The sequence below is a fragment of the Arenimonas sp. GDDSR-1 genome, from assembly GCF_025980345.1.
In the GTDB taxonomy this organism is placed as follows: domain Bacteria; phylum Pseudomonadota; class Gammaproteobacteria; order Xanthomonadales; family Xanthomonadaceae; genus Arenimonas.
In genome coordinates this window covers 1-26,593 of record NZ_JAPDUI010000018.1, presented here as the reverse complement: position 1 = coordinate 26,593, position 26,593 = coordinate 1, and the positions used below count along the sequence as shown (strand labels likewise).

General features: G+C 59.8%; 25 protein-coding genes and 3 tRNA genes. 15 read left to right on the top strand and 13 right to left on the bottom strand.

Translation table 11 applies throughout. The features are described 5' to 3' along the window. The 5 genes from Q0W88_RS04815 to Q0W88_RS04795 all read left to right on the top strand — a co-directional run. Positions 1–713, top strand: a 713-nt coding sequence (locus tag Q0W88_RS04815; RefSeq protein WP_297800629.1) for a tetratricopeptide repeat protein, incomplete at its 5' end; no start/stop codon positions are given. Beyond that, complete coding sequence (gene bamB / locus Q0W88_RS04810) at positions 713–1,927, top strand: outer membrane protein assembly factor BamB (protein WP_297800626.1); 1,215 nt, start codon at positions 713–715, stop codon at positions 1,925–1,927. The genes Q0W88_RS04815 and bamB, both read left to right, overlap by 1 nt. Positions 1,928–1,929: 2 nt before the next feature. Continuing rightward, on the top strand, positions 1,930–3,327 hold the full coding sequence (gene der, locus Q0W88_RS04805) for a ribosome biogenesis GTPase Der (protein ID WP_297800624.1): 1,398 nt from the start codon (positions 1,930–1,932) through the stop codon (positions 3,325–3,327). 4 nt (positions 3,328–3,331) lie between these two features. After that, positions 3,332–4,435 (top strand): molybdopterin-synthase adenylyltransferase MoeB, encoded by a 1,104-nt coding sequence (gene moeB, locus Q0W88_RS04800; protein ID WP_297800620.1) that lies wholly within the window; start codon positions 3,332–3,334, stop codon positions 4,433–4,435. Positions 4,436–4,712: 277 nt separating this feature from the next. Further along, on the top strand, positions 4,713–5,225 hold the full coding sequence (locus tag Q0W88_RS04795; RefSeq protein WP_297800617.1) for an NAD-dependent dehydratase: 513 nt from the start codon (positions 4,713–4,715) through the stop codon (positions 5,223–5,225). Here the strand turns inward: Q0W88_RS04795 and Q0W88_RS04790 are convergent. Next, complete coding sequence (locus Q0W88_RS04790; RefSeq protein ID WP_297800615.1) at positions 5,204–5,872, bottom strand: M15 family metallopeptidase; 669 nt, start codon at positions 5,870–5,872, stop codon at positions 5,204–5,206. The two genes, Q0W88_RS04795 and Q0W88_RS04790, sit on opposite strands and share 22 nt — an antisense overlap. Before the next feature lie 75 nt (positions 5,873–5,947). On the opposite strand from Q0W88_RS04790, the gene Q0W88_RS04785 reads away from it, so the two are divergent. Genes Q0W88_RS04785 through Q0W88_RS04765 form a run of 5 tightly spaced genes read left to right on the top strand, consistent with a single transcriptional unit; the run spans position 5,948 to position 11,586 of the window. Further along, on the top strand, positions 5,948–7,108 hold the full coding sequence (locus tag Q0W88_RS04785; protein WP_297800613.1) for a DUF819 family protein: 1,161 nt from the start codon (positions 5,948–5,950) through the stop codon (positions 7,106–7,108). Between the two features lie 2 nt (positions 7,109–7,110). After that, a complete protein-coding gene (locus Q0W88_RS04780; RefSeq protein WP_297800611.1) occupies positions 7,111–8,505 on the top strand; it encodes an SH3 domain-containing protein in 1,395 nt (464 codons plus the stop codon). A 2-nt stretch (positions 8,506–8,507) separates the two neighbouring features. Beyond that, the gene (locus tag Q0W88_RS04775) at positions 8,508–9,605 is read left to right on the top strand and encodes a dipeptide epimerase (protein ID WP_297800609.1); all 1,098 of its coding nucleotides are present in this window, start codon (positions 8,508–8,510) and stop codon (positions 9,603–9,605) included. Beyond that, positions 9,605–10,363: a L,D-transpeptidase family protein gene (locus tag Q0W88_RS04770; protein ID WP_297800607.1), complete on the top strand. Its 759-nt coding sequence runs from the start codon at positions 9,605–9,607 to the stop codon at positions 10,361–10,363. Before Q0W88_RS04775 ends, Q0W88_RS04770 begins: the two co-directional genes overlap by 1 nt. Next, complete coding sequence (locus Q0W88_RS04765) at positions 10,360–11,586, top strand: cation:dicarboxylase symporter family transporter (RefSeq protein ID WP_343212531.1); 1,227 nt, start codon at positions 10,360–10,362, stop codon at positions 11,584–11,586. Before Q0W88_RS04770 ends, Q0W88_RS04765 begins: the two co-directional genes overlap by 4 nt. Here the strand turns inward: Q0W88_RS04765 and Q0W88_RS04760 are convergent. The 6 genes from Q0W88_RS04760 to Q0W88_RS04735 form a co-directional block, all read right to left on the bottom strand. Further along, a complete protein-coding gene (locus Q0W88_RS04760) occupies positions 11,583–13,205 on the bottom strand; it encodes a diguanylate cyclase (protein WP_297800606.1) in 1,623 nt (540 codons plus the stop codon). The genes Q0W88_RS04765 and Q0W88_RS04760 overlap by 4 nt on opposite strands. Positions 13,206–13,324: 119 nt before the next feature. Further along, positions 13,325–14,314, bottom strand: a complete 990-nt coding sequence (locus tag Q0W88_RS04755; protein ID WP_297800603.1) for a DUF3298 domain-containing protein — start codon at positions 14,312–14,314, stop codon at positions 13,325–13,327. 174 nt (positions 14,315–14,488) lie between these two features. Next, positions 14,489–14,564 (bottom strand) — tRNA-Glu (locus Q0W88_RS04750). A 24-nt stretch (positions 14,565–14,588) separates the two neighbouring features. Further along, positions 14,589–14,664 (bottom strand) — tRNA-Ala (locus Q0W88_RS04745). Between the two features lie 67 nt (positions 14,665–14,731). Next, complete coding sequence (locus Q0W88_RS04740; RefSeq protein WP_297800601.1) at positions 14,732–15,217, bottom strand: DUF1249 domain-containing protein; 486 nt, start codon at positions 15,215–15,217, stop codon at positions 14,732–14,734. Beyond that, positions 15,217–16,029, bottom strand: coding sequence for a pyruvate, water dikinase regulatory protein (locus Q0W88_RS04735; protein ID WP_297800598.1), 813 nt, complete (start codon positions 16,027–16,029; stop codon positions 15,217–15,219). Before Q0W88_RS04735 ends, Q0W88_RS04740 begins: the two co-directional genes overlap by 1 nt. Positions 16,030–16,153: 124 nt before the next feature. Between Q0W88_RS04735 and ppsA the strand changes: the two genes are divergently transcribed. After that, positions 16,154–18,529 carry a phosphoenolpyruvate synthase gene (gene ppsA / locus Q0W88_RS04730; RefSeq protein WP_297800596.1) on the top strand — a complete coding sequence of 792 codons (2,376 nt, stop codon included), beginning with the start codon at positions 16,154–16,156 and terminating at the stop codon, positions 18,527–18,529. A gap of 18 nt (positions 18,530–18,547) precedes the next feature. Here the strand turns inward: ppsA and orn are convergent, their stop codons facing one another. Beyond that, complete coding sequence (gene orn, locus Q0W88_RS04725; protein ID WP_297800594.1) at positions 18,548–19,120, bottom strand: oligoribonuclease; 573 nt, start codon at positions 19,118–19,120, stop codon at positions 18,548–18,550. A gap of 53 nt (positions 19,121–19,173) precedes the next feature. Here orn and Q0W88_RS04720 point away from each other — a divergent pair, with 53 nt between their 5' ends. Beyond that, positions 19,174–19,617 carry a DUF2721 domain-containing protein gene (locus Q0W88_RS04720; protein ID WP_297800592.1) on the top strand — a complete coding sequence of 148 codons (444 nt, stop codon included), beginning with the start codon at positions 19,174–19,176 and terminating at the stop codon, positions 19,615–19,617. Here Q0W88_RS04720 and tadA read toward each other — a convergent pair. The 4 genes from tadA to folD are packed head-to-tail and all read right to left on the bottom strand — an operon-like array spanning position 19,614 to position 24,034. Then, positions 19,614–20,090 (bottom strand): tRNA adenosine(34) deaminase TadA, encoded by a 477-nt coding sequence (gene tadA / locus Q0W88_RS04715; protein WP_297800590.1) that lies wholly within the window; start codon positions 20,088–20,090, stop codon positions 19,614–19,616. The two genes, Q0W88_RS04720 and tadA, sit on opposite strands and share 4 nt — an antisense overlap. Then, entirely contained in the window at positions 20,087–21,655 is a 1,569-nt protein-coding gene (gene guaA / locus Q0W88_RS04710) for a glutamine-hydrolyzing GMP synthase (RefSeq protein WP_297800588.1), read from the bottom strand. Before guaA ends, tadA begins: the two co-directional genes overlap by 4 nt. 1 nt (position 21,656) lies before the next feature. Then, positions 21,657–23,114 (bottom strand): IMP dehydrogenase, encoded by a 1,458-nt coding sequence (guaB, locus tag Q0W88_RS04705; RefSeq protein ID WP_297800586.1) that lies wholly within the window; start codon positions 23,112–23,114, stop codon positions 21,657–21,659. 59 nt (positions 23,115–23,173) lie between these two features. Beyond that, positions 23,174–24,034 carry a bifunctional methylenetetrahydrofolate dehydrogenase/methenyltetrahydrofolate cyclohydrolase FolD gene (gene folD, locus Q0W88_RS04700; protein ID WP_297800584.1) on the bottom strand — a complete coding sequence of 287 codons (861 nt, stop codon included), beginning with the start codon at positions 24,032–24,034 and terminating at the stop codon, positions 23,174–23,176. A gap of 62 nt (positions 24,035–24,096) precedes the next feature. Here folD and Q0W88_RS04695 point away from each other — a divergent pair, with 62 nt between their 5' ends. The 3 genes from Q0W88_RS04695 (at position 24,097) to Q0W88_RS04685 (ending at position 26,425) form a co-directional block, all read left to right on the top strand. Continuing rightward, on the top strand, positions 24,097–24,402 hold the full coding sequence (locus tag Q0W88_RS04695) for a DUF1244 domain-containing protein (RefSeq protein WP_297800582.1): 306 nt from the start codon (positions 24,097–24,099) through the stop codon (positions 24,400–24,402). A 9-nt stretch (positions 24,403–24,411) separates the two neighbouring features. Further along, positions 24,412–25,266, top strand: a complete 855-nt coding sequence (locus tag Q0W88_RS04690; protein WP_297800580.1) for a hypothetical protein — start codon at positions 24,412–24,414, stop codon at positions 25,264–25,266. Positions 25,267–25,390: 124 nt separating this feature from the next. Continuing rightward, complete coding sequence (locus tag Q0W88_RS04685; protein WP_297800578.1) at positions 25,391–26,425, top strand: SEL1-like repeat protein; 1,035 nt, start codon at positions 25,391–25,393, stop codon at positions 26,423–26,425. Between the two features lie 27 nt (positions 26,426–26,452). Here Q0W88_RS04685 and Q0W88_RS04680 read toward each other — a convergent pair. Beyond that, positions 26,453–26,527: transfer RNA gene (locus Q0W88_RS04680), tRNA-Val, on the bottom strand. Positions 26,528–26,593 lie beyond the last annotated feature (66 nt).

Sequence of the window (26,593 nt, the reverse complement as noted above, 5' to 3'; positions counted from 1 at the left end):
CGGCCGCCGCCGATTCCGTTCCGCTCCCCACCATCACGAACCAAGAAACGAAGATTTTGTCCGACCAATACGACGAACACGAACAGAGCGAACGCGTCAAACAATGGCTGTTGAAGAACGGCTCGAACCTCCTGACCGGGATCCTGCTGATCATTGCAGGCATCAGCGGCTGGCATTGGTGGCAGGGCCGTCAAGCCCAGCAGTCCCAGGAAGCGGGCAGCCAGTACCATATGTTCGTTCAGGCCATCGACAAGCCGGACATCGCCAAAGCAGTCGTCCTCGGCGAGGCCATCATTGTCAATTATGCCGACTCCGACTTTGCCTTTCTGGCCGCATTGCGACTGGCCAAGATACAGGCTGATCAGGGCAAATTCGACCTTGCCGCTGCCGCGCTCAGCAAGGCCGAAAGCGCCGCGCTGACCGACCAGAACCGCGAGCTGGTGAAAATCCGCAAAGCGCAACTGCTTTTTTCACAGGGCAAGACTGCGGAAGCCGGTAAAGCCGCTGATGCCATCGTTGCCAAAGCGTATCCGGCAACACTGGCCGAACTCAAGGGCGACGTGGCCATGGCGCAGGGTAAGCGGGATGCGGCGGCGACGTTCTACCGGGATGCCCTGCAGAAGCTCAGCCCGGACGCCGGTTCGCGCGGTCTGATTGAAATGAAACTCACCGATGCCGGCGGCAACGCCGACAAACCCCAGGAGATCCGCTGATGGTCCGCAAACTGATCGCTCTATCCGCCGCTTTGTCGGTACTGACGGCGTGCTCGACCGTCACCGGCATATTCAAGTCGGACAAGGAGAAAGCAACCGCAGCGGCCGAACTGACCGATATCGCCAGTCCGATCGCGATCCGCAAACTCTGGTCGGTTTCGGTCGGGCAGGGCGAAGCGGAGCTCGCCATCCGTCAAAAACCGGTCGTCGACGGGGATACCGTTTATGCTGCCGACGCCGCCAATCAGCTGGTTGCGATCGACAAGGCGACGGGTAAGATCAAATGGAAAGCCACTCCCAACAAGGAAGCGGCATCCGGCGGTTGGAAGTTCTGGCAGAAGCCGACACAGCCATTCGCCCTCACCGGTGGACCGGCGGTTTACTCCGGTCTGGTTGCCCTCGGCGGCCGCAATGGCGAAGTATTCGCATTTAATGCCGCGGACGGTGCCATTCTCTGGAAGACCATGGTCAGTTCTTCGGTCATCAGCGCGCCGCTAATCACCTTCGATACCGTGATCGTGCGCGCCAATGACGGCAAGGTCATCGGGCTTGATCTGTCGACCGGCGAGAAGCGCTGGCAATTCGACCGTGGCCTGCCTTCGCTGAGCGTGCGCGGCAACGGGTCGCCGGTGCTCGGCCCTGGCCTTATTTTTGTCGGCTACGAAGACGGCACGCTGATTGCCCTGCGCCAACAGGACGGCCAGCGCGTCTGGGAGCAGCTGGTCGCCAAACCGGACGGCCGCACCGAAATCGACCGGATGTCGGACATCGACGGCGAAATCCAAGTCGGGGACCGGGAGGTCTTCGCCAGTTCGTATCATAATTCCACCATGGCCATCGCCCTGAACAACGGGCAACCGATCTGGGTCCGTGATATCGGCGGGTACGCCGGTGTTGCGCTGCTGTCCGATCGCATCATCGTTGCCGACCGCGACAGCGGATTATGGGCGCTTGATCGCACCAGTGGTTCCGATCTCTGGAAACAGGCGGCCTTTCTGCGCCGTGGGGTAACCACGCCGGTCGTGCAGGGCGCCTACATCGTCGTCGCCGACCGGGAAGGCTATGTGCATTGGCTGGATTCGGCAACCGGCGATATCAAGGGCCGGGTCAAAGTCGGTGGCGGCGTGCGCGGCAGTCCGGTCGTTTCCGATGACGGCACCCTTTTCGTTCAAAACGTCGACGGTCAATTGTCCGCGTTCAGCCTGGCGCAATAAACATGCTGGATATGGTGGCTTTGGTCGGGCGTCCCAATGTGGGCAAGTCCACCCTATTCAACGGTCTGACACGCACCCGTGACGCACTCGTGCATGACGAGCCCGGGGTTACCCGTGACCGCCATTACGGCATTTGCCGGTTGAATCCGGATCGCCCTTTCATTGTCTGCGATACCGGCGGACTTTCCGGCGATGACGAAGGCCTGGCCGGCGCTACAGCAAAGCAGAGCTGGCAAGCCGCAGCGGAAGCTGCGGTCATCGTATTCGTGGTCGATGCCAAATCCGGACCGGAAGTGCTCGATTTCGACATTCTTGCCGGTCTGCGCAAGCTCGGCAAACCGATGGTGCTGGCCATCAACAAAACGGACGGTAAAAATACCGAAGACGCCATCCATGATTTCGCCAAATTCGGATTCGCGCAGGTGCTGCCGATGTCCGCCGCCCATCAACGGGGTGTGCCGGAGTTGCTGGAACTGCTGGGCAGGCTTTTGCCCGAACGCCAACCCGAAGAGCCGGTTCAGGACGACGGGGCCTTGCGACTGGCCTTCATCGGACGTCCGAATGTCGGCAAATCCACCCTGGTCAACCGCCTGCTCGGTGAGGAGAGGGTCATCGCCTCCGATGTGCCGGGTACGACGCGGGACTCCATTTCCGTTGATCTGGAACGCGATGGTCGCGACTACCGGCTGATCGACACCGCCGGTCTGCGCCGACGTGGCAAGATCGAAGAAGCGGTGGAGAAGTTTTCCGTATTCAAAACCCTGCAGTCGATCCAAGATTGCCAGGTCGCCGTGGTCATGCTGGATGCCGGGGAGGGCGTTACCGAACAGGACGCCACGGTACTCGGTCATGTCCTGGAAGCGGGCAGGGCGCTGGTCATCGCTGTCAATAAATGGGACAACCAGAGCAATTACCAGCGCGAGCAGACCAAATCATTGCTTGAACGGAAGCTTTCGTTCTGTACATGGGCGCCGATTGTGACCATTTCCGCCAAACACGGCACCGGCATGGCGGAGCTGTTCAAAGCCATCCACAAGGCGTATGACAGCGCGACCCGGGTGTTCAGCACGGCCGAAGTCACCAAAGCCATCGAAATCGCCTATGCGGCGTTCCCGCCACCGGTGGTGCGTGGCCATGTCGCCAAAATGAAGTATGGGCATCCCGGTGACACCAACCCACCGACCTTCATCGTGCACGGTAACCGCCTGAAAACCCTGCCGGACAGTTACCGCCGTTATCTGGAAAACTTTTTCAGGAAGCGGTTCAAGCTGGTCGGCACCCCGATCCGTTTCGTTTTCAAAGACGGTGAAAATCCGTACGAAGGCAAGAAAAACGTACTGACCGACCGCCAGCTTGAGAAACGCAAGCGCTTGATCCGGCATCACAAACGGAATAAATAAGCCCATGGCGGTCACGGACATTTCCCCGGCCCAGGCCCGCGAACTGCAACGGAACGGCTGCCTTTTCATCGATGTCCGCGAACCCGAGGAATGGGCCACTGGCATGGCCGAAGGTGCCAAACCGGTATCCAAAGGCGAGCTCGAGTCCCAAGCCTGCCACCATCTGGAATCCTTCGGGCAGGCGGCTGTTTTGATCTGTGCCGGCGGCAAGCGATCGTCGGCCTGCGCAGCCGAACTGATGCGGCAAGGGTACACCGCGCTGTATTCAGTACTTGGCGGAACCCAGGCCTGGATTGCCGACGGGTTGCCGGTTACCCCCTATCTTGTCAACGACTTCGATCGCCGTTACGCCCGGCAGATGACTCTGCCCAATGTGGGGCGGGAAGGGCAGTTGAAACTGGCCCGCGCCCGTGTTCTGATTGTCGGGGCCGGTGGCCTCGGGTCACCCTGCGCTTTTTATCTGGCGGCCGCTGGAATCGGGCATCTTACCCTTGTGGATGACGATCTGGTCGATTTAAGCAACCTGCAACGGCAAATTCTGCATAAAAACATCAATATCGGTCAAAGCAAGGTAATTTCAGCTAAAAGCACCTTAAATGATTTAAATCCTACGATCTGTATCGAAATCCATGCAGATCGAATAACGGATAGCAATGTCAGTAATTACCTTAAAGATATCGATTTAGTTATTGATGCTACTGATAATTTCAAAACAAGATACGCCCTTTCAGACGCCTGCGCACGTCTGGGCATACCTTGGGTGTATGGCGCCGTTCACCGCTTCGAGGGGCAGGTCAGCCTATTCAATGCATCAGTTCCAGGCGGCCGCGGGCTCTGTTATCGCTGCCTGTTTCCGGAATCGGGTGAAGGACCAGACGCCCCCAATTGCACAGAAGCCGGCGTCATGGGCGTTACACCTGGCTTGATCGGCGTTTTGCAGGCATCAGAAGCGTTAAAGCACATCCTGGGCATCGGCAGATCACTTGTGGGCCGCTTGCTGCATATCGATTTACTGTCCATGAGCACCCACGAAACGCAAATGCGGCCTGATCCGGAATGCCTGGTATGCGCTGCAAACAGCGGTGAGGGTAAGGTGGCAACGCCTTGATTTGATGAAATTACCGTTATAACCTGATTCTATAACTTCGCATAATGTATATTATGTAAGTAAAGATGAAATACCGGCAACACTAACTAAGAGAACCCCTAAAACGGCCCCTATTGTGATGCAACCCTATTCCACGAGCTTTACCCTGCTGATTCTGGGTTCAACCGGACTGGTCGGTTCACAGTCCCTGAAATTGGCCCTAAACGATCCCCGGATTTCCCGCGTGATCGCGCCTACACGGCGGGCTTTGCCTGCGCATCCGAAACTGCTGAACCCCGTGGTTGATTTCGAAGCCTTGCCGAAAGCCGACTGGTGGGCTGCCGATGCAGCTGTTTGCGCCCTTGGGACAACGCTCAAATTGGCCGGCAGTCAGGAGGCTTTCAGAAAGGTCGATTTTGACTATATCTTGGCCAGCGCCCGGTTGTTACGGGAAGCCGGATGCCCTCGTTTCGTCCTGAATTCTTCACTGGGCGCGGATGCAGGCTCACGGAATTTCTATCTGAACGTCAAAGGTCAAGCCGAAGCCGGGTTGATTGCCCTGAATTTCAATGCGCTAACGGTGATCCGTCCGTCCTTGCTAGATGGCGGGCCACGGCCGGAACGTCGCTACGGCGAGGAATTCGGATTATGGGTTGGCGGGCATATGGCGCGCCTGATTCCGGCGAAATACCGGCCTGTGAAAACCACCACCGTTGCTGCCGTGATGCATGAAGCCGCCTTGTCCGACGATCAGGGCCTGCGCATCATCGAATCCGCCGAACTGCAGCACTACTCGATTGGAAAATCATAAGCTTCGTCCGGCAGCGTGCCGGCCTTCCAGGTGAAGTGCCACCATTCCAACGGATAATTGACGAACCCCTGTGCCGCCATCGCTTCAAGCAGCAGCTTGCGTGACGCTTTCTGGGCCGGGCTTGCCCCTGGCCAGTCGGTATTGGCCTGCGTTCCGAAAAAATCAAACGGGGTGCCCATATCCACCTCACGGCATTGCCCTGCGCTGCAATCCAGAAGACCGATATCTGCTGTCGCCCCCTTGCTATGCCCCGATTTTTCGGCAATGTAATCCGGGACCAGACGCGATTTATCGAGATCCGGGTAATACGTGGATTTGCTCACCGGATCATCGGGCGCCTTGGCCCAGGCCATGAAATCGGCGACCGCCCGCTGCGGCCGGTAACAGTCGTAGATGATCAATCCGAATCCCCTGCTCCGCAATGCGGCTTCTGCCGCTGCCAGAGCCCGTGCCGCCGGTGCATGCAGCAGGCATTTGGCGGCCATATAGCCCGTGACCGGTCTACCGGTGAAGTTGCGTGCCGTGGCATAACGCATGTCCAACTGGATCGAAGGCGCATAACGGCGGACATCGGCCAGTGGCGATCGGTCTGCGGCCGAAGCGACCCACGCGGAAATCATCAGGAGAAATACGGCAACGGGTTTCATGCGGCATGCCTTGGCAGGGTGGCTTTCTGATTATACTGTCGTCATGCAGAATAACTTCCGGTACGGACCAATCCGATGATCCAAAGCGCCTGGGCTTATGTCGGACTGCTACTGCTCTGCGCCGGTCTGTTTCCGTTTCTCGAAAAACGGATGGCATGGCGGATTTTCAGGGTTCTGCCGCCGATTGTCCTGACCTATCTCGCCGTCACCGCCCTGTCGGTTGCCGGGTTCTGGCAGGCCGATGCCGAAATGGCCGCCGCACGCAAACAGATTCTCGATTGGCTGTTGCCGGCGCTGATGTTCCTGCTTTTGGTCAATTGCGACATGAAGGCCATCCTTGCACTCGGCCCCCGGATTCTGCTCGGGTTCGCTTGCGCCGCCGTGTCCATACTTCTGGCCTTTCTCGCCGTGTTCGCCCTGCTGCGCGGCTGGCTTCCCGCAGATTCATGGCAGGTCCTGTCGTCGGTTTCCGGCGGTTGGATCGGCGGAACGGCCAACATGGTGGCCGTATCCCAGGCGGTCGGCATCCGTCCGGAATCCATGGCCAACGCCCTGATTACCGATGCGCTCTGCTACGCCGTCTGGGTACTCGTGCTTTTTGCCAGCGTGCCCTTGCAAACACGTTTCAATCAACGGAACCGTTCGGTCGTCATGGCTGACATGCTGGCGTCCTCGGTCCGCACCGGGGACGACGCCGGTCGACCGCCGGACAGTGGACTGGTTCTGATATGGCTCGGCCTGGGGCTGCTGGTCGGCAATGCCTCGCATGCCATGGCAGCGGCGCTGCCGGCCTCACCGGTGCTCAGCACGGGTTCCTGGACCATGATGCTGGCCACGGGCCTCGGATTGGCAGCTTCATTCACCCCCTTGCGGCGTCTGGCCGGTTCGATGGCGGTGTCCAACGCGCTGCTTGCCGTCGTCGTTGCGGCATTGGCCTCCGGCGCCGATTTTTCCGGCATGGGCCAGGCTCCGCTTTACATCCTCTGCGGTTTTCTGGTGCTAGGCATCCATGCATTATTGATGCTTGCGGCCGCGCGGCTTTTCAAATTCGATCTGGCCCTGTGTGGTATTGCGTCACTGGCCAATATAGGCGGCGTTGCCTCGGCGCCCTTGCTGGCGGCAACCTATTCCCCGGTGCTGGCACCGGTCGGCGTATTGCTCGCCATGCTGGGTTATCTACTCGGAACCGGCGGCGGTCTGCTGTTGGCCCGCATTTTCCAGATGATGGGAGTTTGAACGTGTTCCGGTTCCGCCCTGCCCTTGTCGTCCTGCTGATGGTCATTGCTCCGGTTTCATGGGGCTACGAGCCGCAGGAACCGGACTGGAATGCGATCGGATTGAACGCCGAAAAACAAACTGCCGATTATTGGCTCAAGCGCACACCTCAGGCCGACCGTGTTCTGCTCCAGCCGGCCGCGATACAGGACGGCAACCGGCGGCTTTTGGCCACCGAACCCGGCATGGCCGACTGGCAAACCTGGCCGGACCGCGTTCCGGCCGCTGCCATTCGACAGCGCATCGAAGCCCTGTCGAAACGACCGGCCACTGTCCTGTACAAAACGGCGGATATCCAGGTCTCTTCCGAAGAAATCGATGCCTGGCAGGATAATCTGGACCTTGAAAACATCCAGGATGCCGATGACCGCCTGTTCGGGATGATCGTCAAGCGCAGCGCACTCCGCCGATTTCCGACCGACCGGCGCGCCTTCGACGGTAAAGGCGGCATCGACATCGACCGCCTGCAGGAATCCGCCGTTTTCCCGGGATCGCCGGTGGCCGTCCTGCATGAATCCAAAGACAGGCAGTGGCTGTTCGTGCAATCGGAAAACTACGCCGCTTGGGTGAAGGCGGATGCGGTCGGTCTCGCCTCCCGACAGGTCGTGATGGCGCATGTCCGAAAACAGCCCCGCCGTCATGTCACCGGCAGCCAGATCCGGACCGTATTCCAGCCGGATTCGCCCCAGATTTCCGAGCAGGTTCTGGACATGGGCAGCAGTCTGCCGCTGCGCACCGATTGGCCATTGTCGAAACCGGTCAATGGCCAGGGCAGTCTGGGCGCATGGGTCGTCGATTTCCCGCTCCGGCTGGACAATGGCCTGCTGCATTTCAAGCCTGTTCTCATTGCACGCTCGGCCGACACGGCCGATGCGCCATTTGCGGCCACACAGGGCAACTTGATTCGCCAGAGCTTCAAGTTCATCGGTGAACGCTATGGTTGGGGACATGATTACAACGGGCGTGACTGCAGCGGATTCGTTTCTGAAATATATCGATCCCTCGGCATCGTTCTGCCGCGCAATACCGGCGAACAGCAGCGTATGCAGAATTACCGGCGAATCGCGTTCACTTCACAGATGACTCCGGCGCAGCGGATCGAGCAGGTCCGTGAGCTGCGTATCGGTGATTTGGTGTTTATACCCGGCCATGTCATGCTGGTCGTCGGCCAAGACCGCCAGGGGCCTTGGGTCATTCATGATTCGCAGAACAGCGGGGTCGTTATCGGCGGCCGCTTCCAACGCCTGCCGACCAACGGGGTCGCAGTCACTCCCTTGTCGGCCATGGCCATCGGACCCGGAAAATCGTACATCGACGCCATCAGTGCGGTTCAGCGCATTTTTCCGGAAGGCGGCTGAGCATGCGCATCCGCACGTTCAGAACGGGTCTGTTGCGCATACCCTTGCGCACGCCCTTCAAGACCGCATTGCGGACGGTGGAATCCATCGAGGATGCCGTCATCCGGTTTGAAACGGACTGCGGCTTTTTCGGTTACGGAGAGGCACCGCCAACGGTGGCGATTACCGGCGACAGTCTCGACGGCATTCTTTATGCCCTGCAAAACAGACTCGGTCCGGCATTGGTCGGCCGCGATGTCCGGGACATCGCGGTCAATTGCGCAATTGTCCAGAACGCCCTACCGAAAAACACCAGTGCCAAAGCGGCCGCCGAAATCGCGCTGTACGATCTGTATGCCCAATCACGTGCCCTGCCCCTTTATGCGGCGCTTGGCGGCGGCATACCCCGGCTGACGACCGATCTGACCATCAGCGTCAATGACACCGCTACGATGATTGCCGATTGCGAAACGGCCATCGGCCGCGGCTTTACGGCCCTTAAAATCAAAGTCGGCAAGCAACCGGAGGAGGATGTGGACCGGCTGCGGGCCATCCATCATGCCGTCGCCGGGCGGGCGATTCTGCGCATCGATGCCAATCAGGGCTGGAGCGCCGACCAGACCATTGCCGTACTCCGGACCCTGGATGCCGCCGGTCTGGACTTCGATCTCATCGAACAGCCTGTTCCCGCTGGCGACATGGCAGGTATGCAGGCCATCCGGGCTTCGCGCTCACGCATTCCGCTGATGGCGGATGAAAGTGCATTCAACCTGGACCAAGTCAAGGCACTGCATGCGGCCTCGGCGGCCGATATCATCAACATCAAGCTGATGAAGGCCGGCGGTCTTTCCAATGCCATGGCCATTGCCGATTTCTGCGCCGGGCACAACATGGAATGCATGATGGGCTGCATGCTGGAGGGTGCGATCAGTGCCGCCGCCGCCGCGCATCTCGCCATCGCCCGATGCGACGTCATCACGCGCATTGATCTTGACGGCCCCAGTCTGGGCAGTTTTGATCCGATTGACGGCAACGTGCACTTCGATGATGCTGTCATATCGGTATCCGGACGCTCCGGATTGGGCATACATGCGCCCGCCAACATCACCTGGTTTGAATGATGCGTAAAATCCTATTCCCGCTGCTGCTGTCGCTGTGTCTGCCCGTTGCAGGCAAAGACATCGCTCCATTGCCATGGGTCGCCGAAGGCACCCAGATGGTGCTGGTCATTGCACCGGATTGGCAGGCGCCGAACGGCCGCCTACAGACCTTTGAGCGCCGGAATGGGCAGTGGCATGCCGCAGAAATCGCCTTTCCGGTCAGCACCGGAAAAAACGGCGCGGGCTGGGGGCTGGGTCTGCATGAATCCCCCGGAGAAGGTCCGGGCAAGGTCGAAGGCGATGGCAAAGCGCCGGCGGGAGTCTTCCAAATCGGCATGGCTTTCGGTCAAGCCCCATCCCTGCCAACCGGTTTGGATTACCGGCAGATGACGGCCGATGACTGGTGCATCGATGTCAACGCCTCCCCGCTTTATAATCGCATCGTATCCGTCCGCGATGTCGGGCCTGAAGCCATTGCGGGCTCCAGCGAGCCCATGCGCCGCGACATCCACAGCGGCGACCATCTCTATAACAAGGGCTTTGTCATCACCCATAATCCGGAAAACCAGGCCAAAGGCGGCAGTTGCATATTCGCCCATCTATGGCGCAGTCCGGGCAGCGCCACAGCCGGCTGTACCGCAATGACCGAATCCGACATGGACCGCCTGCTGCTTTGGCTGAATCACGCCCGCAACCCGGTGTTCGTGCTTTTGCCGGAGGCCGAATACCATCGCCTTAAAACCCCGTGGCAATTGCCCGACCTGAGCCTGAATCAATGAAAATGACTGCCTCGACACGCGTATTTCTGGGTTTGCTCCTCGGTGTATTGACCGGTATCGGATTGAGCCGGTTCGTACCCGAGGCGGTTTTGCCGGTAACAGCAGTGGCTCAACCCCTCGGCAAACTGTGGCTGAATGCCCTGCAGATGAGCATCGTTCCGCTGGTGGTGTCCTTGTTGGTGGTCGGCATCAACCAGGCCAACGATATCGCCACCTCCGGAAGGATCGCGAAACGGGCCCTGATCTGGATCGTCAGCCTGCTGTTTCTGGCGGGCTCGGCCACCGCCATCGCGGCGCCGTTCCTGCTGGGCTTCATGGCACATAACCCGGAATTGATGGCGGTGCTGAAATCGGCAGCAAGCCCGGCGCTGCCGCCGGCTGCCGGTGACTGGACCACTACCCTTATTCCGACCAACGTCTTTTCCGCCGCCGTCGCCGGGGCCATCGTGCCGCTGGTGGCATTTACACTGCTGTTCGCATTCGCACTGACGCAAATCCAGATGGAGCGACGCCAGCTCATCGTCGGGTTTTTCCAGGGGATTGCCGACACCGTCATCCAGATGGTGCATTGGATCCTGTGGGTCGGACCGGTCGGTGTATTCGCCCTGATCCTGCCGATCAGCACCCAAGCCGGTGGCAGCGTCATCCAGGCGCTCGGCATTTACATCGGCATGCTGTGCGTGCTTTATCTTGGAATAACCGCCATGCTTTACGGCGTGGCCCGCATCGGCAACGGCGAGCCATTGTTGCGCTATGCACGGGCCATCCTGCCGGCGCAGGTGGTGGCGATGAGCACGCAATCCTCGGTGGCCACCTTGCCGGCCATGGTCGAGAGTGCCGGTAAACTGGATTATCCGCGACGCGTGAGCGGTCTGGTGCTGCCTTTGGCGGTATCCCTGTTCCGGATTACCAGCCCGATCCAGTACCTCGGCGTCGTGTCTTTCATCGCCTGGGCGTATGGCATCGATCTTCCGCTGATGACTCTGGCCACCTGCGTGGCGCTGTCCGTGGTGATTTCCATCGGCTCGGTCGGACTGCCCGGCCAAGCCATCTTCATGGGCACCAACCTTCCGGTCGTGCAGGCCGCCGGCCTGCCGGTGGAGCCGCTGGGCCTGCTGGTGGCGGTCGACATGATTCCCGACATCTTCGCCACGCTGGGCAATGTCACGGCGGATCTGACCGTTACCAGCAAGGTGGCGCGATCAGAGCCCGACGCTCCCTAGACGGAATAGCCCATGGCCGGATCGTAAAAGCAATAACGACCGCCGCCGGCATTTTTCGCCTGATACATCGCAAAATCCGACTGGTTGAGCAAGGCCTCGCGACCGCTGGCGTGATTCGGAAAAATGGCCACGCCGATGCTGGCGCTCATTGGAATGGGCTCGTAGCCGTCCAGAACAAGCGGCTTTTGCAAGGCAACCAGTATCCGTTCAATGCCCGTTTGACAGTCTGTCTTATCCTGCAGGTTGCTCAGCAGGAAAACAAACTCATCACCGCCCAAGCGGGCTACGGTGTCATAGGGGCGAACATTAGCAAGCATACGGTCTGCAGCAGCCTTAAGCAGCAGATCACCGACTTGATGGCCATATTGGTCGTTGGTGGGTTTGAGGCCGTCGAGGTCCACGCTACAAACGGCGACCATGCTTGCTGTCCTGGCTCCATATGAAAGCGCCTGCTGCAATCGATCCTCCAACAGACGACGGTTGGGAAGTCCGGTCAGGGCGTCATGATTGGCGAAATCCTGCGCCGCCTCAAGCTTTTCCTTGCTGTCAGTCACGTCCAGGAACATCCAGAAGGAAATACCATCGTTATCCGGCATCATCACTCCGTTGACGCTAATCCAGATGTCCTTTCCGGTTGTGATATGAAGGCCTTTAATCTCATTACGGTATACACCATGCGCTCTGAGCACCGGATACGCTTCTTCGACCAACTTTCCGTATGAGGCATCGTCAGAAAAGAGTACCCGAGTTTCCTGGCCGGCATAGTTCGCATCGGGTAGACCGAGAATACGGATGAGTTCTTTGTTGTGCCAGACGATTTTTCGCTTATGGACCTTGGCGATTCCCACCAGATTGTTATCGAGCATGGCATTCTGCAACGCAATGGTGCTCGACAGCTCCCGTTCCGTCTGCTTGAGTGCAGTGATGTCGTGTCCGACATACTGTATTTCAGCCAGCTTGCCGCCGTCATCGAAATGTCCGCGTACGAGAAACTCCGCCCAGCGTGGGCTGCCGTCGGCTGTCAGCACACGGTCTTCTATCTTGACCGTCGGGCTCTCCGGGGAGAGCGCATCGAGTTTTTGGCGGACCTCGAGCAGCCGACTTTGCCACATGCCGGGAAACCACGTGCTGCCGATCAGTTCGGACTCGGTCTTGTTGAAGTAGTGGCAGAAGACCTCGTTGACGTATATCAAACGTCCATTGGGCATGCACCGGCATACGAATTCGGTCTGATCCATGATCAGACGCAGGTAGGACTGCCTGTCGCGCGCTTCCGCACGCCTGACCAGGACATAAAGGATCATCAGCAATGCCGCGAACAGGAGATAGACCGCGACCCGATTCGCCGCCATCGGCTTGAAACCGATATATCCATAAGGCACCAACAGCCAGATATAGCCGATGATAACCGTCACTGCGACCATAAGCATGGCCGGATAAAGGCCTGTCAGATAGAGACTGATCGCAACCATGGGAATGGCATAAAGAAACGGGGCTTTGTCGTAAGGACCGCCGAAAACATAGGAAGCCGCCATCGAAGCGAGACCCAGGGATAAGGCCGTAAAGTATCGAAGGGGAATGCTGTTAATGATACTTTTCTTGCGAATCGTTATCTGCATACAGAGATACTAGCAATACCATGCCATGGAATACATAGATAAAATTCGCACTGGCTCTGAAAAACGTGAATGAGTGCACAGTGTGCGAAGAGTTCACAGTCAGGTCACAGTTTAGGGACTCAATGGCGTGCAACCGCGCTACGGACCTGTGGGTCCAACCATGGCATAAGCGTGGCCCATGGCAGATTCACGCTAGGGGCTCCTGCGGCATAGGGCGCCACTTCGTACGGATTGAAAGCAATGGTCATTCCGTCGGTATTGAATTGCCAGTGCGATGGATCGATGGCCAGCTTCCTGAGGTCTGCACGGGATTCAATATAGTAGGCATCACCGAGCTCCTTCTGCAGCCGGCTTTCGACAAGGGCTGTCAGGCCATCCTGCCACTGGCTGCCTTGGAATATATCGCTCGCCAGAAGCGGGCGCGCCTTGGGGAGGAAAAAGTGCTGCGTACTGTACGCGCTTACCGGGTGGGCGGCCCCATGTCCGTAGAAATAGGTCGATGTTCCCGTGCTCAGTAGCATGGGCAGGCTCTCGATGAATCGCTTACCGGTTTCGGAATCGGAAGCCGCATCATCGGCATTGGCTGAAACATCCATTTCCTTGCGCAGCCAGCGATCGATCAGAGCCGCGAGATTTTTCTTTTCATGGGCGACCTGCCCCAGATCGACTGCCGGGAAATAGGTGACGTTCTGGGCGTATTTAATCCATTCCACCCCGCCATCGGAGGGGCGGATGCGATAAGTGCTGACGAGGTACAGCGGAATGTCGCCGGTAACATCGTCCGGTCCGTCAAACAGCGCGATGCGATCCTTGTACCGCGCGGCCGCGCAGTCCTGGGTGTTCTTGTTTGTAGGATTCAAGGGGGCTGCCTGATCGCGGCAGGAGTCCGGCCAGTACGCCAGCCACTCGCGTTGGCCGCGACGGACCTCATTCTGTGCTTCGGGGGAAAGGCGCTGCAGAAGCGCCTTGTAGGCTACGGCCATTGATGCATCGAGACGGCTCACTTCAGGACTGGCGCAGATGAGTTTTTCCTGCGGCCTTGTGGCCTTGGCACAATCGAAACTTGCAGCTCCGGCCGGAGTTGCTGCCATCATCAGAAACAGGATCATGGCGCCAATTGCAAATAACCTGCCCATACCGACTCTCCCTTGATTAGAGTCCAATGATACGACGCAGACAGGAATCCGTTCCGGAGCCATCGTCGAGTTCACAGAGAGTTTACAGTTTTCAAACTCTGGATCCGGGCAATAAAAAACCCGCCTTGCGGCGGGTCTTCTATTTTGTGGCGTCCCCACGGGGATTCGAACCCCGGTCGCTACCGTGAAAGGGTAATGTCCTAGGCCTCTAGACGATGGGGACAGCAGCCTATAAAAACGGTCACATTGGTGGAGCTAATCGGGATCGAACCGATGACCTCTTGCATGCCATGCAAGCGCTCTCCCAGCTGAGCTATAGCCCCACGTGCTGTGAGAAGTGAAATTATAGGGAGGTTTTCAGGGAGCGTCAAGCCTGCCAAGGAAAAAACATTAATTTCCGGTGAATGGCATGCATGCCGATTCCGGCTGCCAGCTGTCCTGCCCGTGATTCTGCTGTTTGAGGTACTGCAGCCACTTGTTGAGAAAGCCATTCATGCGCAGCCGATGGGACACCATCTGGGCTGGCGTCGGGTGGATGCCCAGCACATCCTGCCAACGCCGGCCGATATAGCAGTGACTGACCTCGGCCTGAGCGGAATCGAGGTAGATCCGGACCATGGCCGAGGGGTCCAAGGCACCGGTATGATCGTCATGCAGGGTATAGCTCAACTTGAGCTCGAGGGTGTACTGGTGACGGGCCAGAACCTCCAGCCTCAGAAGCAGGCCATCCTGACCTTCCGAGAGGAAGACGCCGGGTTCCAGCCGCCCGAATACGGTCAACTCCTGCAGGCGCAGGAAATTATCGGCATAGAGATCCATCAGCCAGGTGAACCGGTTGAGCCGGTCGTACAGTGCCGGTTTCAGAGGCCCGCGCATCAATACAGCTGGTTCTGGATACCCAACTGCGAGAGGATTTTGCTGGAAATCTCCTCAATCGACATGTTGGTGGTGGAAAGGTGCGGCAGCCGGATGCTGCGGAACAGGGCTTCCGCCCGTTTCACCTCCTGCTGGCATTGGGCTAAAGTCGCGTACTTGGATCCGGGCTTGCGCTCCTGTCGGATCTGCTGAAGCCGGTCCGGATCGATGGTCAATCCGAAAAGCTTCTGCCGGAACGGCTGCAGACGTTTGGGCAGACCTTCACCCTGCAGATCCTCTTCAGTCAGCGGATAATTGGCGGCTTTGACCCCGTAGTGCAGCGCCATGTACAGGCAGGTTGGCGTTTTCCCGGAACGCGAGACGCCGACGAGGATGAGATCGGCATTGGCATAGTTGTAGCTGATGCCGTCATCATGGGTCAGCGCGAAGTTGGTGGCATTGATGCGCTCTTCGTAGGCCTTGTAATCCACCAGCGCATGCGCACCGCCGACCCTCGGCGTACGCCCTACCCCGAGCTCGCGCTCGAGCGGGTGCACGAACGGCCCGATGACATCCATCATCAAGGCGCCGGTATCGGCCATCACGGCACTTGCCGCCGGATCGACCAGGCTGGTGAACACCAGTGCACGGTGCCCGCTGCGCTCCTGTTCGGCCTCGATGACCGCCGCGGCATGCATCGCCTTGTCCATACTGTCGACGAAGGGAATGCGCCGCGCGCTGTACTGCACGCCCTGGAACTGCGCCAGTACACTGTGGCCGATGGTCTCGGTGGTGATGCCGGTGCCGTCCGATATGTAGAAAACGGGTCGCATGCGTGCCGTGCTCCTGAGGGTCGCAAGCCCTATTGTGCCCCAATTGTGAACTTTGGAATATGCAGGATGCATACGTTTGCATTCGGCTATAATATCGGCTCTGAATTCGCCCAGGAGATGCGCTTTGACCCCCCCGGTACTTTGGCTGGACCACCTCCGTCTTTCCGATCTGGCGCAAGTCGGCGGCAAAAACTCCTCCCTCGGCGAAATGATCGGCCACCTCGGCCAGCTCGGCGTTTCGGTGCCCGGCGGCTTCGCCACCACGGCCGATGCGTTCGAGGAATTCATCCGTTTCAATACCCTGACCCAGCGCATCTACGATCGTCTGGATGGCCTGGACATCGATGATGTCGGCACCCTGATGGATGTCGGCCGTGAAATCCGCCAGTGGGTCATGGATGCCCCGCTGCAGCCGGCACTCGATGCCGCCATCCGCGAAGCCTATGCCGAACTGTGCCGTCGTGCCGGCGCCGATGAGGTCTCCGTCGCCGTCCGTTCTTCGGCGACGGCTGAAGACCTGCCGGACGCGAGTTTTGCCGGCCAGCAGGAAACCTTCCTGAACGTCACCGGCGTGGAGGATGTGGTCGCCAAGGTCAAGGAGGTGTTCGCCTCGCTGTACAACGACCGCGCCATCGCCTACCGCGTCCACCACGGATTCAAGCACGAAGATGTGTTCCTCTCGGCCGGCGTTCAGCTGATGGTGCGTTCCGATATCGGATCCTCCGGCGTGCTGTTCACGCTCGATACCGAATCGGGCTTCCGCGATGCGGTGTTCATCACCGCCAGTTACGGTCTCGGCGAAAACGTCGTGCAGGGCGCGGTCAATCCGGACGAGTTCTACGTCTACAAGCCGACCCTGCGCCAAGGCAAGCACGCCATTCTGCGCCGCACCCTCGGCAGCAAACAGATCCGCATGGTCTATTCGGAAAACGCCGGCGAGCGCGTCCGCAATGAACCGACCCCGGAGGATCTCCGCAACCGCTTCTGCATCAGCGATGCCGATGTCGAGGAGCTGGCGCGTCAGGCTCTGGTGATCGAGGAGCATTACCAGCGTCCGATGGACATCGAATGGGCCAAGGACGGCGTGACCGGCAAGCTGTATATCGTTCAGGCCCGTCCGGAAACGGTGAAATCCCGCGGCAAGCATACCCAGATCGAGCGCTTCCATCTCGGCGGCAAAAGCGAAGTACTGGTCGAAGGCCGTTCCATCGGTCACAAGATCGGCGCCGGCGCGGCCCGCGTCATCCGCAGCATTGCCGAAATGGACAAGCTCCAGCCCGGCGATGTTCTGGTCGCCGACATGACCGATCCGGACTGGGAACCGATCATGAAACGGGCTTCGGCCATTGTCACCAACCGTGGCGGCCGGACCTGCCATGCCGCCATCATCGCGCGTGAGCTCGGCGTCCCGGCCGTGGTCGGCTGCGGCGACGCCATGGACCGCATCCCTGACGGTTCGCCGGTCACGGTAAGCTGCGCCGAGGGCGACACCGGCTTCATCTACAACGGGATCCTGCCCTTCGAGAAAATCGTCACCGACCTCGACAACATGCCGCCCGCGCCCTTGAAGATCATGATGAATGTCGGGAATCCGGAACGGGCTTTCGACTTCGCCCAATTGCCGAACCAAGGCATCGGTCTGGCCCGCCTGGAGTTCATCATTGCCCGCCAGATCGGCGTGCATCCGAGAGCCCTGCTCGATTTCAACAACCAGCCGGAATCGGTCAAAGCCCAGATCCGTCCGTTGATGGCCGGCTATGCCGATCCGGTCGCGTTCTATGTCGAGCGTCTGGCCGAAGGCATCGCCACCCTCTCGGCCGCGTTCGCCCCGGAAACGGTGATCGTGCGCCTATCCGATTTCAAATCCAACGAATACGCCAATCTGATCGGCGGCGAGCAGTACGAGCCGCACGAAGAAAACCCGATGATCGGCTTCCGCGGCGCTTCCCGCTACATCGACCCCAGCTTCAGCGACTGCTTCGCCCTGGAATGCCGCGCGGTCAAGAAAGTCCGTGAAGACATGGGCCTGACCAATTGCTGGATCATGATTCCGTTCGTGCGTACCCTCGAGGAAGGCCGGAAGGTCATCGATATCCTCGAAGCCAACGGCCTGAAACGCGGCGAGAATGGCCTCAAGGTCATCATGATGTGCGAAGTGCCGTCCAACGCCCTGCTGGCCGACGAATTCCTCGACATTTTTGACGGTTTCTCGATCGGCTCCAACGACCTGACGCAATTGACGCTCGGACTGGACCGCGACTCCGGCATCGTGGCGCACCTGTTCGACGAGCGCAATCCGGCGGTCAAGAAGCTGCTGTCATTGGCCATCGAAGCGGCACGGCGCAAGGGCAAATACATCGGCATCTGCGGCCAGGGCCCCTCCGATCACCCGGATCTGGCCGATTGGCTGCTGCAGCAGGGCATCGAGTCGGTTTCGCTGAATCCGGACACCGTCATCGACACCTGGCTGCGCTTGGCGAAACTGAAAGCCGACAGCTGAGGTTGCGGCTTTGCAGGCTCAGGGCGTCGTGTTTGCCGCGCCGCCCAGTTGGCCCATGAACTGGCGGTAGTACTTCAGTTCCGCCACCGACTCTTCGATGTCGGCCAATGCCGTATGCGCCCCGCTCTTGATGAAACCGTTCAATAGCGGCGCATTCCAGCGCCGGCAGAGTTCCTTCAAGGTCGATACATCGACGTTCCGGTAATGGAAATAAGCTTCCAGACGCGGCATCAGCCGTGCCAGAAAGCGGCGGTCCTGGCAGATGGTATTTCCGCACATCGGCGAGGCTTTCGCATCCACCCATTCGGCGAGGAAGGCCAGCATGTGCGCCTCGGCCTGCGCGGTGTCATGGGGGCTTTCCAGTACGCGCTGCCAGAGCCCGGACTTGCCGTGGGTGTTGCGGTTCCAGTCATCCATGGCTTCCAGCGTGGCCAGCGGATGGCGGATGGCGAACTCCGGACTTCGGGCCAGAACGTTCAATTCGGCATCGGTGATGACGACGGCGATTTCCAGAAGATCGTCTTCTTCCGGAACCAGCCCGGTCATTTCACAATCGATCCAGATCAAGCGGTTTTTACGGTCGTCGGTCATCAGGCGGTCCTTGGCTGTGTTTATACTGTAACAAATCCCGACGGACACCGACCATGACACCCGGAATCAGCAGTCACTACTCGATTCTTACCGCCATGCTGGCGCCGGCCTTGCTGATGGCGGCGACCGGCTCGCTCTTGCTGTCCGCCAATAACCGGCTGGCCCGGGTGGTCGACCGTCTGCGCATCCTGCTCCGGAAGTGGAATGAGAACGCGCGCAACCAGCCCTCGCTGGAAAACCAGATTCTGCGCCACCGCAAACGCAGCAACTTCCTGCTGCGCGCCTGCCTGTTCCTGTACTGCGCGCTCGGCTGCTTCATCGTGACCAGTCTGGCGTTGGCCGTGGATGCCTTCAGCGGCAACCGCCTCTCGCTGCTGCCTACGGGCTTCGGACTGGCGGGCATGCTGTTCCTGTTCGGCGCCGCCTTTTACCTGGGCCGTGAAGTGTGGGCCTCGGTGAAGAGCTTCGAGGCCGAAATCGAAGAAGAAATGCGTTAACCCGTCCGGCGCTTGGCTTTGAAATAGGCGCTGAGCCGGCTGCCGGCCTCTTCGCCGCACAAACCGCCCTGCACTTCGACCTTGTGGTTATGGCGCGGATCGCTCAAAACATCAAAGACCGAACCGCAGGCGCCGGTTTTGGGGTCTGCAGCGGCATAAACCACTCGTTTGACCCGCGCATGCACGAGCGCCATGGCACACATGGCACAGGGTTCCAGGGTGACATACAGGGTGGTCCCCAACAGCCGGTAATTCCCCAAGGCCTTGCCGGCGGCCCGCAATACCTCGATTTCGGCATGGGCGCAGGGGTCGGAATTCGATACCGTCCGGTTATGGCCGGCGGCGAGCAGGACGCCATCGGCGCTGACCAGAACCGCACCTACCGGGACTTCATCCATGGCCTCGGCGGCCTCGGCCTGGGCCAGCGCTTGGGTCATCCAAGCCGTATCCTGCGTATTGAATTCCGCCATCATTCCCATTCAATGGTGGCCGGCGGCTTGCCGGAAATGTCATAAACCACACGAGAAACGCCTTTCAACTCATTGATAATACGGTTGGAAACGGTTCCCAAGAGTTCGTAGGGCAGATGCGCCCAATGGGCGGTCATGAAGTCCACGGTTTCCACGGCACGCAGGGCAATGACCCACTCGTAAGCACGGGCATCACCGACCACGCCGACCGATTTGACCGGCAGAAACACCGCGAAGGCCTGCGAGGTTTTGTCGTACCAACCGGATTGCCGCAACTCATCGATGAAAATGGCATCGGCCTTGGCCAGCAGCTCGGCGAACTCGGGTTTGACTTCGCCCAGAATGCGGACACCCAGCCCGGGACCGGGGAACGGGTGGCGGTACACCATGTGCGGCGGCAGTCCGAGTTCAACGCCAATGCGGCGGACTTCGTCCTTGAACAGCTCGCGCAGGGGTTCGACCAGACCGAGCTTCATGTGTTCGGGCAGGCCGCCGACGTTGTGATGCGACTTGATGACATGCGCCTTGCCGGTTTTGCTGCCGGCCGACTCGATCACATCCGGGTAAATGGTGCCCTGCGCCAGCCATTTCACATTGCTGAGCTTGGCCGATTCTTCTTCGAAAATCTCCACGAACAGACGGCCGATGATCTTGCGCTTGGCTTCGGGTTCGTCCACGCCTTTTAGCGCGGCGAAATAGCGGTCGGCCGCATTGACCCGGATGACCTTGACGCCCATGTGCTCGGCGAACATGGCCATGACCTGATCGCCTTCCTGCCAGCGCAGCAGGCCGGTGTCGACGAATACGCAGGTGAGTTTGGTGCCGATGGCTTTGTGCAGCAGGGCCGCGACCACCGAGGAATCAACGCCGCCCGACAGGCCGAGCAGTACTTCGTCCTCGCCGACCTGCGATTGTACGCGCGCAATCTGGTCATCGATGATGTTGGCAGCCGTCCACAAGGCGCGGCAGCCGCAAATGTCCTTGACGAAGCGCGCCAGCAGGGCTTCGCCGGACCGGGTATGGGTGACTTCCGGATGGAACTGCACACCATAATAACGTCGGGCTTCATCGGCCATGGCCACGATCGGCACCGTGTCGGTCGAGGCGGTCACGGTGAAACCAGCCGGCACGCGGGTGACGCGGTCGCCGTGGCTCATCCACACGTTCAAGCGCGGCGGTTGGCCGGTGGCGTCGTTCAGGCCGTCAAGCAATGCGCACGGCCGGTCGATCTTGACCACGGCGGCCCCGAATTCACGGTGATGGCCGGATTCGACCAAACCGCCGAACTGCATGGCCAGGGTCTGCATGCCGTAGCAGATGCCGAGTACCGGGACTTTCAACGTGAATACTTCGTCGGGAGCACGCGGCGAATCGGCCTCGGTGGTCGATTCCGGGCCGCCGGACAGGATGATGCCTTTGGGCGCAAAGGCGGCGATGTCGGCCGGATTGTGGTCCCAGGCCCAGATTTCGCAGTACACCCCGGCCTCGCGGATGCGGCGGGCGATCAGCTGCGTGTACTGCGCCCCGAAATCGAGGATGAGGATCTTGTCACTGTGAATGTCGGTCATTTCAGCCTGCGCGGTAATTCGGCGGTTCTTTGGTGATCTGTACGTCGTGCACGTGCGCTTCGCGTGTGCCGGCGTTGGTCACGCGTACGAATTTCGGTTTGGTGCGCATTTCTTCGATGGTGGCACAGCCGACATAACCCATGGAGGCGCGGATGCCGCCGGCCAGCTGATGCACGATCGAACCCAGATGGCCACGGTACGGGACCCGGCCTTCAATCCCTTCCGGCACCAGTTTGTCGGCATCGGAAGCATCCTGGAAATAGCGGTCCTTGCTGCCCTGCTCCATCGCACCGAGCGAACCCATGCCGCGGTAGCTCTTGTAGCTGCGGCCCTGGAACAGTTCGACTTCACCGGGAGCCTCTTCGGTGCCGGCGAACAGGCCGCCGATCATGATGCTGGACGCGCCGGCGGCCAGCGCCTTGGCGATGTCGCCGGAATAACGGATGCCGCCGTCGGCGATCAGCGGAATGCGGCCCTTCAGGACTTCCGCCACCATCGACACCGCGGTGATCTGCGGCACGCCGACACCGGCCACGATGCGCGTGGTGCAGATGGAGCCCGGACCGACGCCGACTTTCACCGCATCGGCGCCATGGTCCAGCAAGGCCAGGGCGGCATCGGCGGTGACGATATTGCCGCCGATGACATCCACGTTCGGGAAATGCTTCTTGACCCAGGCCACGCGTTCGAGCACGCCCTGGGAATGGCCATGCGCGGTGTCGACTACGATGACATCGACGCCGGCATGGACCAGTGCTTCAACGCGGGCTTCGGTATCGCCGCCGACACCGACCGCGGCACCGACCAGCAGCTGTTCGCTGGCGTCCTTGGCGGCGTTCGGATTGTCGCGGGCCTTCTGGATGTCTTTTACGGTAATCAGTCCGCGCAGCTGGAAGCCGTCGTTGACCACCAGTACTTTTTCAATGCGGTGCTTGTGCATCAATGCCAGCACTTCGTCATCGCTGGCGCCTTCCGACACGGTGACCAGACGGTCTTTCTTGGTCATGATGTTGCGGACCGGGTCATCGAGCTTCTTCTCGAAGCGCATGTCACGGCTGGTGACGATGCCGACCAGCTGGCCGCCATCGACCACCGGCACGCCGGAAATGTTGCGGGCCCGGGTCAATTTCAGTACTTCGCCGATGGTGGTGTCCGGACCGACGGTGAACGGCTCGCGGATGACTCCGGCCTCGAAATTCTTGACCATCGCCACATGCGCGGCCTGTTCGGCGGCACTCATGTTCTTGTGCAGGATGCCGATGCCGCCGAGCTGGGCCATGGCGATGGCCAGACGGGCTTCGGTCACGGTGTCCATCGCCGCCGAGACGATCGGCAGATTGATGCGGATGTTGCGGGTCAGTTGTGTGGCCAGACGGACGTCTTTCGGCAGGACCGAAGAGTGCGCGGGAACGAGGGACACGTCATCGAACGTGAGGGCTTCAGCGAGAATGCGCAGCATGGACAGCTCCGAGCTTGTGAAGCAATCCATTATACCCGATTGCGGGTGCCCCCGTCAGCTTAACGGTCGATGGATTCGCAGGCTTCCAGCGTATTCTGCATGAGTGTGGCCACGGTCATCGGGCCGACGCCGCCGGGCACCGGCGTAATCCAGCTGGCGCGTTCGGCGGCGGCCGCGTATTCGACATCGCCGCACAATCGCCCGTCATCCAAGCGGTTGATGCCGACATCGATGACCACAGCCCCGGGCTTGATCCACTCGCCGGGAATCATCGCCGGCTTGCCGACCGCCACCACCAGGATGTCGGCCTGCCGGACATGGGCTTCCAGCACGGCTTTCGGGGTGAATTTGTGGCACGAGGTTACCGTACAGCCGGCAATCAGCAGCTCCAGGCCCATCGGACGGCCGACATGATTGCTGACACCGACGATGACGGCATTGCGGCCGCGCACCGGCTGATCGGTATAGGCCAGCAGGGTTGTGATGCCGCGTGGCGTGCAGGGCCGCAGACCGAACTGACGCAATGCGAGGCGGCCGACATTGGTCGGATGGAAGCCATCGACATCCTTGTTGGGATCAATCCGGTCGATCAGCCATGTGCCGTCTCTGCCGTCCGGCAAAGGCAGCTGCACCAGAATGCCGTGGATTCGGGGATCGGCGTTCAGGCGGTCGATCAAATCGACCAACTCGGCATCCGTGGTTTCCGCAGGCAGATCGTAATCATGGGCATGGATGCCGACACGTTCGCAGGCGCGTCGTTTGTTGCGGACGTATACGCCCGAGGCCGGGTCATTGCCGACCAGAACCACGGCCAAGCCCGGACGGGACCGTCCGGCCTCGACACGGGCACGCACCCGCTCCGCCAGATCATCCAGCAATGCGTCGGCAATGCGTTTACCATCCAATACTTTGGCCGTCATGGTCCATCCGTGTCCGGTTCTGGTGTTAGGCTATTATCTCGCATCCGGAGTGGAAAAAACCGATGGACACCGAACGATTGAACACCGAACTGGAGGCCGCCGCTTTCCGGCGCCTGGTCAAGCATCTGATGGAAGACCGCCCCGATGTCCAGAACATCGACCTCATGATTCTGGCCGGGTTCTGCCGCAATTGCCTCTCGCAGTGGTATCAGGAAGCCGCCGTAGCCCATGGTCTGCCGATGGACAAGGAACAGGCGCGCAGCATCGTTTACGGCATGCCGTTTTCCGAATGGAAAACGAAATTCCAGCGCGAGGCCACACCCGAACAGCTGGCGGCTTTTGCCGCCGCCCAGAAATCCCACGCCTAGGAGCACCGCATGGCCACCAAAAAATCCGCATGGACCGTATTTCCCAGCCCGAACAAGGCCTTTTTCTACGATGGCCCGGCCTTGGCGAAAGCCTGGAAATCCTTGCATGTTGGAGACGGCGAACCCTATCCGGATGACAAACGCGCGGCGCAGCTGATCAAATCAGCCGGCAAATCGGCCCCCAAAGGGCTCGCCGCCGCCGATCTCGCCGAGCAGCTGCAGAGCGCCTGGCGCGCCTTCCATGCCGGTGAATTTGAGCAGGCCTATCAGCAAGGCATCGCTCTCGGCCCCGTCGGCGCGAGCGTTGCCGCCAAAGCCTTGGGTATTCACGCCACATATCTGGTCAAAAAAGACGACGATAAGCTCGTCCGCTTCCAGGAGACCGCTGAAATCGGTGAACAGGCCGTACTGGCGTTGCCCAAGGAAGCCAACAGCCACTACCGCATGGCTTTCGGATACGGGCGTTACGGACAAGGGCTGTCCATTGCCAAAGCCCTGAAAATGGGACTGGCCGGCAAAGTCAAAACGGCTCTGGACACCTGCCTGAAACTCGATCCCAAGCATGCCGAGGCCCACCTCGCGAGCGCACTGTGGCATGCCGAAATCGTCAGCAAGGTCGGCGGTACGCTTGCCGGCCTGACTTACGGCGCCAAACGCAAAGCCGCTGAGGAACACATGAAGACCGCACTCAAGCTGGCACCGAACATGCCGATCGTGCATGCCGAACACGCGCAGATGATCCTTTTGCTGGATGCGGATGACGAACAGGCCGCCGCCGATGCCTTCGAACGTGCGACCCGCGTGAAAGTCCAGGATGCCATGGATTTCCTCGATGCCCGCTTCGCTGCCGATCAGATCAGCTGAGCAGGCCATGAATGCCGGAGCCGGATTTCCGGCTCCGGAACGCAATCTTTACAATTGTCCTCAAGGGCTTGCGTAAAATGCGCGCATGATCTTTAGACCGCCCGGGGCATACATTGCCCTTTTTTTGGCTCTGGCCCTTCCCGTCACGGCAATCGCCGCACCTGACGCCGCATCCGACAATTTCGATGCGGCCCTGATGGCCTATGCCCGGCAGGATTACGGGCAAAGCGTCAAGCTCCTGAGTCCGCTGGCAAAGAAGAACTATGCCCCGGCACAGGCGCAATTGGCCTATATGTACGAATACGGCATCGGGGTCCGCAAGGATGCCGGCGAAGCGGCAAAGCTCTATAAAAAGCTCATGGCCGCCTATACCGCCAAAGCGACTGCCGGAGATGCCGAGGCGCAATACCAGGTGGGTCAATTGCATTACGGAGGCAAAGGTGTACCCGAGAATGTTCCCGAGGCCATGCAGTGGTACCAGAAAGCCGCCGAACAGGGACATTTGATCTCCCAGTACAAATTGGCCTTGCTGTATGACACCGGCGAGAAGGCCCCGAGGGATCCGAAGGCGGCCCTGTATTGGTATACCCGTGCCGCCGAACAGGGCCACGCCAACTCGCAGATGTTCCTCGCCATCAAATACTACCGTGGCCGGGATACCGCCCAGGATTATGCGCAGGCCGCAACGTGGTTCCAGAAAGCTGCCGAAAACGGCAATGCCTACTCACAGAGCGCCCTCGGCTTCATGTACGCCTCCGGGCAGGGCGTAAAGGAAAGCAAACAGGAGGCCCTGCGCTGGTACCGGATGGGCGCCGAACAGGGCGACAAGGACAGCCAGTACGATCTGGGCATGAAACTGAAAAAAGGCGATGGCGTTCCGCGCAGCATCACCGAATCGGCGCAATGGTTTACCAAAGCGGCCCAGCAGGGGCAGATGGCCGCCCAGTTCGAACTGGGTCAGATGTACGCCAAAGGTGAAGGCCTCAAACGCGATGTGGTGCTGGCCTACGCCTGGTACAACGTGGCAATCATGAACGGGCACTACCCGGCCAGCAAACCGCGTGATCTTCTGGCCAAGTCCATGAATGCCGATGAGATCGCCGAGGCCGAGCAGCTCAGCTCGATGTGGAAATTCGGACTGCCGATCGAGCGGCAATAAAAAACCCCGCGACTGCGGGGTTTTTCTTGGTGGGCGATGCAGGGTTCGAACCTGCGACCCTTGCCGTGTGAAGGCAATGCTCTACCACTGAGCTAATCGCCCAAGAACGGCTATTTTACGGGAAAGCCGCGGTGCAGGCAAGCCGATCACTGCAGCTTGCTTCGGCGC